The organism is Synechococcus sp. R55.2 (assembly GCF_047462075.1).
In the GTDB taxonomy this organism is placed as follows: domain Bacteria; phylum Cyanobacteriota; class Cyanobacteriia; order Thermostichales; family Thermostichaceae; genus Thermostichus.
Map to the genome: position 1 here is coordinate 25,924 of NZ_JANSIH010000085.1, position 7,264 is coordinate 33,187.

7 protein-coding genes are annotated in these 7,264 nt (G+C 59.4%); 4 read left to right on the forward strand and 3 right to left on the reverse strand.

What is annotated here, in order from left to right:
* Nucleotides 1-2: 2 nt before the first annotated feature.
* Complete coding sequence (hisH, locus tag NW838_RS03185) at nt 3-659, reverse strand: imidazole glycerol phosphate synthase subunit HisH (protein WP_414356491.1); 657 nt, start codon at nt 657-659, stop codon at nt 3-5.
* A gap of 68 nt (nt 660-727) precedes the next feature.
* Between hisH and hemW the strand changes: the two genes are divergently transcribed.
* The gene (gene hemW / locus NW838_RS03190; RefSeq protein WP_414427485.1) at nt 728-1,945 is read left to right on the forward strand and encodes a radical SAM family heme chaperone HemW; all 1,218 of its coding nucleotides are present in this window, start codon (nt 728-730) and stop codon (nt 1,943-1,945) included.
* 187 nt (nt 1,946-2,132) lie between these two features.
* Here hemW and NW838_RS03195 read toward each other — a convergent pair whose 3' ends face one another.
* Nucleotides 2,133-2,624 carry a YajQ family cyclic di-GMP-binding protein gene (locus tag NW838_RS03195; RefSeq protein ID WP_011432526.1) on the reverse strand — a complete coding sequence of 164 codons (492 nt, stop codon included), beginning with the start codon at nt 2,622-2,624 and terminating at the stop codon, nt 2,133-2,135.
* Between the two features lie 117 nt (nt 2,625-2,741).
* Here NW838_RS03195 and NW838_RS03200 point away from each other — a divergent pair, with 117 nt between their 5' ends.
* Both NW838_RS03200 and NW838_RS03205 read left to right on the forward strand, forming a co-directional pair.
* Nucleotides 2,742-3,578: an SDR family oxidoreductase gene (locus NW838_RS03200; RefSeq protein ID WP_414416261.1), complete on the forward strand. Its 837-nt coding sequence runs from the start codon at nt 2,742-2,744 to the stop codon at nt 3,576-3,578.
* 128 nt (nt 3,579-3,706) lie between these two features.
* Entirely contained in the window at nt 3,707-4,072 is a 366-nt protein-coding gene (locus tag NW838_RS03205) for an FHA domain-containing protein (protein WP_011432528.1), read from the forward strand.
* Here the strand turns inward: NW838_RS03205 and NW838_RS03210 are convergent.
* Complete coding sequence (locus tag NW838_RS03210; protein ID WP_414427486.1) at nt 4,059-5,327, reverse strand: lipopolysaccharide biosynthesis protein; 1,269 nt, start codon at nt 5,325-5,327, stop codon at nt 4,059-4,061. The genes NW838_RS03205 and NW838_RS03210 overlap by 14 nt on opposite strands.
* 47 nt (nt 5,328-5,374) lie before the next feature.
* Here NW838_RS03210 and mrdA point away from each other — a divergent pair.
* On the forward strand, nt 5,375-7,264 hold a 1,890-nt coding region (gene mrdA, locus NW838_RS03215; protein ID WP_414427487.1), incomplete at its 3' end, for a penicillin-binding protein 2.

The following is a 7,264-nucleotide window of genomic DNA, read 5'->3' on the forward strand; positions in this document are numbered from 1 at the left end:
CACTAGGCTCTGGGAGCAGATAAGGGGGAACAACGGGCAACAAACTCGACAAAGTTGCGCAGCATCTTCAAGCCGTAGGGGCCGGACTTTTCTGGGTGAAATTGGGTAGCAAACAAGGTGCCGCGGGCAATAGCGGCTACACAGGTTTGGCTGCCGTGTTGGGTGGTAGCAGCCACCCAGGCTGGATCGCTGGGCACACCGTGATAGGAATGGACAAAATAGGCCCAGGTTTGATCGGGGATCCCTGCCCAGAGGGGAGAGTGGGCTTGGGTGAGTTGCAGTTGATTCCAGCCCATGTGAGGGATGCGCAGGCCCGCCTCTGGCCGAAAGCGCTGCACCCGTCCGGGCACGATGCCCAGCCCCGGTTCCACCCCCTCTTCGCTGCTCTCAAACAAAACCTGCAAACCAATGCAAATGCCCAAGAAGGGCTGCTGCCGCTGCACCGCCTCCCGGATGGGATCCACAAAGCCTCGCTCTCGCAACTGCTGCATGGCCGGATCAAAAGCCCCATCTCCCGGCAGGATGATCCCGTCGAAACGCTCCAGCCCGACCGGCTCTGTTACCAGATGCACCTCTGCCCCGGCACGCTCCAAGCCTTTGCAAGCCGAATGCAAGTTTCCGGCATCATAGTCGATTACCGCCAGGCGCACAGCTCCCATGGGATCCCTCCTCGTGAGGAGTTTCGGAGTCTATCAGTATAGTGGTTCTATCCCGTTTGAGCTGACCCATGGCTGTGGCAACGGCTTTGCACAATCCCACTCCGACCGATACTGCTCTGCAATGCTGCCGCGACCAGGTTGATTGGCCTGAAGCAGCTTACCTGCACATCCCTTTTTGTCGGCAGCGCTGCCACTACTGTGATTTTGCCACGGGCTTGGGCACCCGAGAGTTGATAGAAACTTACGTGCAAATGCTCTGCCGAGAGATCGGCAGCTCCTACCGCTACCGCCATCTGGCCGGGGATCCCAGACCGTTGACCAGCATTTTTTTCGGGGGTGGCACCCCTTCTCTGCTGACGGTGGAGCAACTGGGGCGGATCTTGACTCAATTGAGGGAGAGGATCCCGTTTCATCCCGACTGCGAGATTTCTCTGGAGGCCAACCCCGGCACCCTGACCCGAGATCAGTTGGCGGGCTATCGGGCATTGGGGGTTAACCGCATCAGCTTGGGGGTACAAGCGTTTCAACCGGAGCTGCTGGCCGCTTGTGGCCGCCTGCATGGGGTAGAAGAAGTTTACGAGGCTGTATCTGATCTCAAAGCGGTGGGCCTTGATAATTTCAATCTGGATTTGATCTTTGGGCTGCCTTACCAAACCTTGGAGCATTGGCACAACTCTTTGCAAGCTCTCATTGAAATTAACCCTCCCCACGTCTCCATCTATGATCTGACGATTGAGCCGGGAACCCGATTTGGCCGGATGTACCGACCGGGAGATGCGCCTTTGCCCACCGAGGAAACCACGGTTGAAATGTACGTGATGGCGCGGGAGCTGCTCACCGAAGCGGGCTACATCCACTACGAAATCTCCAATTTTGCCCGCCCCGGCTACGCCTGTCGCCACAACCGAGTGTACTGGGAAAATCGCCCTTACTTTGGCTTTGGTATGGGATCCGTTGGCTACGAGGGTGGACGGCGCATTCAGCAACCCAAAACCCTTTACCACTACTTTGAGCAGGTGAAAGCTGGAGTCTACCCCCTCCCTCCTGAAGCATCTCCAGAGGAAGTTTGGATGGATACTTTGATGTTGGGGCTGCGTTTACAGGAAGGTCTGGATTTGGGCCATTTGCAAGAGCGTTTTGGCCACCCAAAGGTCGAGCAAGCTTTGGAGAAGCTGGATCCCTATTTCGAGAAGGGCTGGGCCAGTTGCGAGGCGGGTCGGCTGCGGCTGATCCCACCCAATGGCTGGCTATTTTCCAATGAGATTCTCAAGGACTTACTGGCTTGATTCCGACGGTTACTTTCACAAGATTTCTCACCAGAGCCCCCTATCCCAATTGGCCGAAAACTCAAGCTTTGAGGAGCGTAGGCCATCACCATTTCCAGCAGCCATTAAACCCAACATTTCACAGATCCTGAGATCTCTAATCTTGCAAGAGGGGTTGAGGGGAAAGATACGGAAGCCCAGAGGATCCCTATCGATAGTTGACAAATTGCAGCGCCACCGGGTAGTCCTGCTGCCTAAGCATTTGAATGACCGCCTGTAGCTCGTCTTTATCCTTGCCGGAAACGCGCACCAGATCCCCTTGAATGGCAGGCTGCACTTTCTTAAAGTTGTCGCGGATTTGCTTGGCAATCTGTTTGGCCAGTGTGGCATCAATGCCCTTTTTCAGGTGAACCACCTGGCGCACTCGGTTGCCGCCGGCGCTCTCTGGGGGTTGGAAGTCGAAGATCTTCAGGGATAGACCCCGCTTGGCCGCTTTGGTAAGAAGCAGATCCCGAATGGAGTTGAGGGCCATGTCGTTGGCGGTGGTGATGGTCAGGGATCCCTCCTCCAGCTCAATTTCCGTCTGAGTATCCTTGAGGTCGTAGCGCTGTTTGATCTCCCGCCGGGCTTGATCTACAGCGTTCACCAGTTCCTGCCGATCGAAATCGCTGACGATGTCAAATGAGTAGGTAGAGGCCATACACCCTATCTTCGCTATTGTTCAGTATCTTAAGCCCTCAGCCAAGCAGGGATCCCTAACTCTCGGAGAAGCTACAACAGGTAGAGGGATCCCAGTCCAGATTTACGGAGAAGCAGGATGGCCGATGTTGTTTTAATTACAGGCGCTTCTGAAGGCATCGGCAGAGCTACTGCCTTTACCTTTGCCCGTGGGGGTTACCGATTGGCGCTGGCTGCCCGCACTGCCGAAACCCTGAAGCAAACTGCCATCGACCTAGAGCAAAGCCTCAACGCCGAGGTCTTGGCCGTTCCCACCGATGTCACGCAGCCAGAACAGGTGCAAAACCTGGTGGAGAGAACTCTGGAACGCTATGGCCGCATCGATTGCCTGATCAACAACGCCGGCATCTGCATGAGTGGCCCTTTTTTGCAAACTACCCTGGAACACTGGCAGGCTTTGATGGCGGTCAACTTTTGGGGCTACCTCCACACCATCCGAGCCGTGCTCCCCGACATGTTGAAGCGCAAAAAAGGCCAGATCATCAACGTGGGATCCATTGGCGGCAAAATGCCCCTGCCCCAGATGAGCGCCTATTGTGCCAGCAAGTACGCGGTCAGTGGGCTGACAGAAGCGCTGCGTCTGGAACTGCAACCCCAAGGGATCCAGGTAATTGGCGTCCATCCGGGCATCGTCAGCAGCAATTTCCTCAAGCGAGCCATTTTTCTGGATGAGGTGGGGCCAGCGTCCTCTCCCGACAGCCAAGCCCAAACCTCAGGTGGCAAAGCCCGTGAGCAAATGCAACAGGCGCTGGAGAGTTTTTGGGTCAGCCAGCCGGAAGAAGTTGCCGAAGCCATTTGGGATGCCGCTCGCCAGTCCAAGTCAGAGGTGGTGGTGGGCATGGCCCAATGGGCGGTAGGAGCTTACACCCTCTTCCCCGGATGGGTCGGCTCATTGCTCCAGAATGTTCCTCGCTAGCCCACTGGATCGGTCGAGAGTTCTGGGGCGCTGGATGAGCGATTCTGCAGACCCAGCGATAGCAGGAAGAAGGCTAAACTTCGGTATAGTTTGAGGTACGGTTAAACACTGGTATTGACAGCGGAAGTATGGTTGAATCTGTGCCTTCTCCTTCCGGTACCCACCAGCACATCTTGATCGTGGAAGACCGAGATGGCCGCCGTACCCAGGTGCTGGGATCCGCCAAATACTTCATCGGTCGGGACTTGGCGAACGACATCTGTCTCAACTCTCAATATGCCTCCCGCTACCACGCCATGCTGCTGCGGATTCCCGCCGAGCGAGAGGGAGAATATTGCTACCGCATTTTGGATGGGGATCTGGAAGGTCGCCCCAGCACCAATGGCTTGTTGATCAACGGCCAGAAATTGACCACCCACCAGCTCAAGTCGGGGGATGTGATCACCTTTGGCCCCGATGCCAAAGCCACCTACAAAATTGTTAAGGCTCCCTAGGCCCAGATCTCTGCAGAGCGTGCAATCGCCCCCCAATCAACAGCAGCAAAGCCAGCACCAAGGCCATCTCCGACAGCAAGGTCGCTAGGGCCGCCCCCTGCCAACCCCACCTTGGGATCCAAACCGCATTCAAAAGCCCATTCAGCCCCAGAGCCATCAGTTGCAGACGGCTGCGGGGCTTTTGCAACCCTGCCCCGGTGAGCAGGTGAGACAGCAAAAGGTGGATCCCCTCTAGCAAAATGACCGGGCTGAGCCAACGCAGGATGAGGGCCGTTTCCCGGTAAGCCGATCCCAACACCCAGGGGATCCCGTAGGATCCCAGCGCCAGCCCCAGGGCGGCCAAACTGCCGTAGCCCACCACCCAAGGGGAAAGGTGACAGGCGTAGCGCCAGCCTTGTGGGAGTCCTTTTTGGCCTTGGCGGCACAGCTCGGCAAAATGGCTGGTGAGCAGGGCGATCATCGGCGTTTGCGAGAAGTTGATCACCCGGTAGGCAGCGCTGTAAAGACCCCCCGCTGCTGCTGAGGCCAAACGGGGCAAGAGCAGCTTGTCCAAATCGGTGAAGGTTTTCACCGCGGCCAGCCCCACCGCAAAGTCCCAGCCCGCTGTCAGCCGTTCCCGCAGATCTCTCCAGCTCAGGGCCAAGGGGAGAGAAGGCTCGCTCCACCGTCCCATCCCCCCCGCAATCAGCAGCAGCACGACCAACACCATCAGGCTGTACAGAATGGCCCATTGTGCCAGGGATCCCCAGCCCAAGGCCACCGCCAACAACACTGCCCCCAATCGCCCCAGCGCCATGCCCGTGTCGATGAGGGCTACCCCAGCAGCCTGCTCTCTCCCGATCAGGATCCCCCTGTACACCTCTGGCACCGCGATGAACAGCAGATCGCTCAAAAGCAATACCCCCACCACCGCTGCCGGCGTCCCGGCCAGCCAAACGCTCAAGAGGGGCCACAACACCAGCGCCATCCCCCCACAGCCCAATCCCGCCAGCCATAAGCTGGGGCCAACCCCCTGGGTGCAAGTCAGGGATCCCTGCCGGCTGAGGCGCTGGATCAGCAGTTCCGATTGGCCCAAATAGCCAAACGGGGCGGCCAGGTTGCTGCAGGCCAAGATGGCGGAGAAAACCCCGAAGGCTTCCGGCCCCAACAGCCGCGCCAAGAGGATGAAATAGGCCCCGGACAACCCCAGGCGCAGGCCATTGCCCACCATCAGCCAGGCAGCCTGGCGCAGCCGTTGTTGTTCTGCTCTATCCACGCTGCCACTCCTGGACGAGGCTTGCCGCAGCCAGGGATACTGGATGGATGCTGAGACTGCCTGCCCGAGAGCGGGCATCTCCTCTCGATTTTGGGTGTATCGGTTGCAATTCTTCTGGCAATTTCATGGCCAAACTCTACCCCGTCAGCAACGCCGCGCGAAGCCCCCACACCTTGGCAGGACGGGATCCGCAAGCCCTGTTCTCCCCCCATTCCAGACCGCCTGCCCCCCGCCGGGTACTTCCCCCACCCCTGCCGGACGGCGGTAGTCCTCGTTGGCTGGGATCCGCATCGGCCAAAACGGTGGGGCAAGGCTATCGGGCCGTTGTCTTGCTCTTGCTGACCAGTCTGCTGCTGTTCGGAGGGCTAGGATCCCGTCTGGCCTACCTGCAGTTGGCGCGCACCCAGTATTACCGCCAGTTGGCCGATACCAACCGCATTCGCCTGTTGCCCCAGCCGCCAGAACGCGGGCGCATTGTGGATCGCAACGGTGTATTGCTGGCGGGCAGCCGATTGTCCCACTCGGTCTTCCTCTGGCCTCTGGTGCAGTCGCGGCAGCGCTGGCAGGAGATGATCCCCAAGTTGGCAGACTACTTGAACATCGCCCCTGAGGAGATCGCCCAAAAGCTAGAACAGGCTGGATATCGTTCCCCTTTTCCCGTGCGCATCCTGCGCAACGCCAGCCCCCAGGTGGTCATTCAACTGGAGGAGATGAGCCGCGAGCTGCCGGGGGTGATGGTGGAGGCGGAGACGGTGCGGTTTTATCCCCATGGCGACTTGGCTGCTCACCTGCTGGGCTACACCGGCGAGATCTCGCAGGAACAACTGCGGGCGGATCCCAGCTATCGCCTGGGGGATATCGTTGGCCTGATGGGAGTGGAGGAATTGTTTGAGAGCCATCTGCGCGGCCAATGGGGAGGGCGACAGGTGGAGGTGGACGCTATGGGGGAAGTGCTGCGGGTGCTGGGAGAACAAGCGCCCCAACCGGGCAACACCCTGCAGCTCACTTTGGATGTGCGGCTGCAGCAGGCGGCAGAGCGAGCCCTCGGCCAGCAAAAAGGAGCGGTGATCGCCATGGATCCCCGCGATGGGTCGATCCTGGCCATGGCTAGCTACCCCACCTTTGATCCCAACCTCTTTTCCAGCCGCATCACCCAAGCCCAGTGGGAGAGCCTGCAGCAGCAGGATTTTCCCTTCCTCAACCGCGGCCTGCGGCCCTATCCCCCCGCCAGCACCTACAAAATCATCACCACCGCTGCCGGGATTGAGTCGGGAGCCTTTCCCCCGAATACGGTGCTGCAGACCGGCCCCTACATCCAGGTGGGAGGGTGGCGCTTTTGGGACTGGAACCGGGCCGGCTTCGGGCGGCTGAACTACCGGCAGGCGATGGCCTACAGCAGCGACACCTTTTTCTACCAAATCGCCCTCGGCACCAAGGCTGCCCCCTTGCAAGAATGGTCGCGCCGCTTCGGGCTGGGGCAACTGACCGGGATCGGCCTCAAAGGGGAGGCTGCTGGCCTGGTGCCCGATGCCGAGTGGAAGCAGCGCCACTGGCGCGAGCCCTGGTATGTGGGCGACACGGTCAACATGTCCATCGGCCAGGGATTTATTACCGCTACGCCGCTGCAAATGGCGGTGGTAACGGCGGCAGTGGCCAATGGGGGCTGGCGGGTGCGCCCCTTGCTCTCGCACCAGGTGATCCCGGAAAGCCCTGTGCCGCTGCGTCAGAAGGTGGGGCTCTCCCCTGCCACGCTGGAGATTCTGCAGCAGGGGCTGCGAGATGTCGTGGTTTACGGCACCGGCGGCAACGCCAACCTGGGGCCAGGATTTCCCCCAACGGCTGGTAAAACCGGCACCGCAGAGGATCCGCCGCGGCGATCCCACGCTTGGTATGTTGGCTATGCTCCCTACGAACGGCCCGATAAGGTGTTAGTGGTG

Bases quoted from the DNA above. Each gene is read 5' to 3' on its own strand.
- hemW (WP_414427485.1), top strand. From the start codon at position 728: ATGGCTGTGGCAACGGCTTTGCACAATCCCACTCCGACCGATACTGCT.
- NW838_RS03200 (WP_414416261.1), top strand. From the start codon at position 2,742: ATGGCCGATGTTGTTTTAATTACAGGCGCTTCTGAAGGCATCGGCAGA.
- NW838_RS03195 (WP_011432526.1), bottom strand. From the start codon at position 2,624: ATGGCCTCTACCTACTCATTTGACATCGTCAGCGATTTCGATCGGCAG.
- hisH (WP_414356491.1), bottom strand. From the start codon at position 659: ATGGGAGCTGTGCGCCTGGCGGTAATCGACTATGATGCCGGAAACTTG.
- NW838_RS03205 (WP_011432528.1), top strand. From the start codon at position 3,707: ATGGTTGAATCTGTGCCTTCTCCTTCCGGTACCCACCAGCACATCTTG.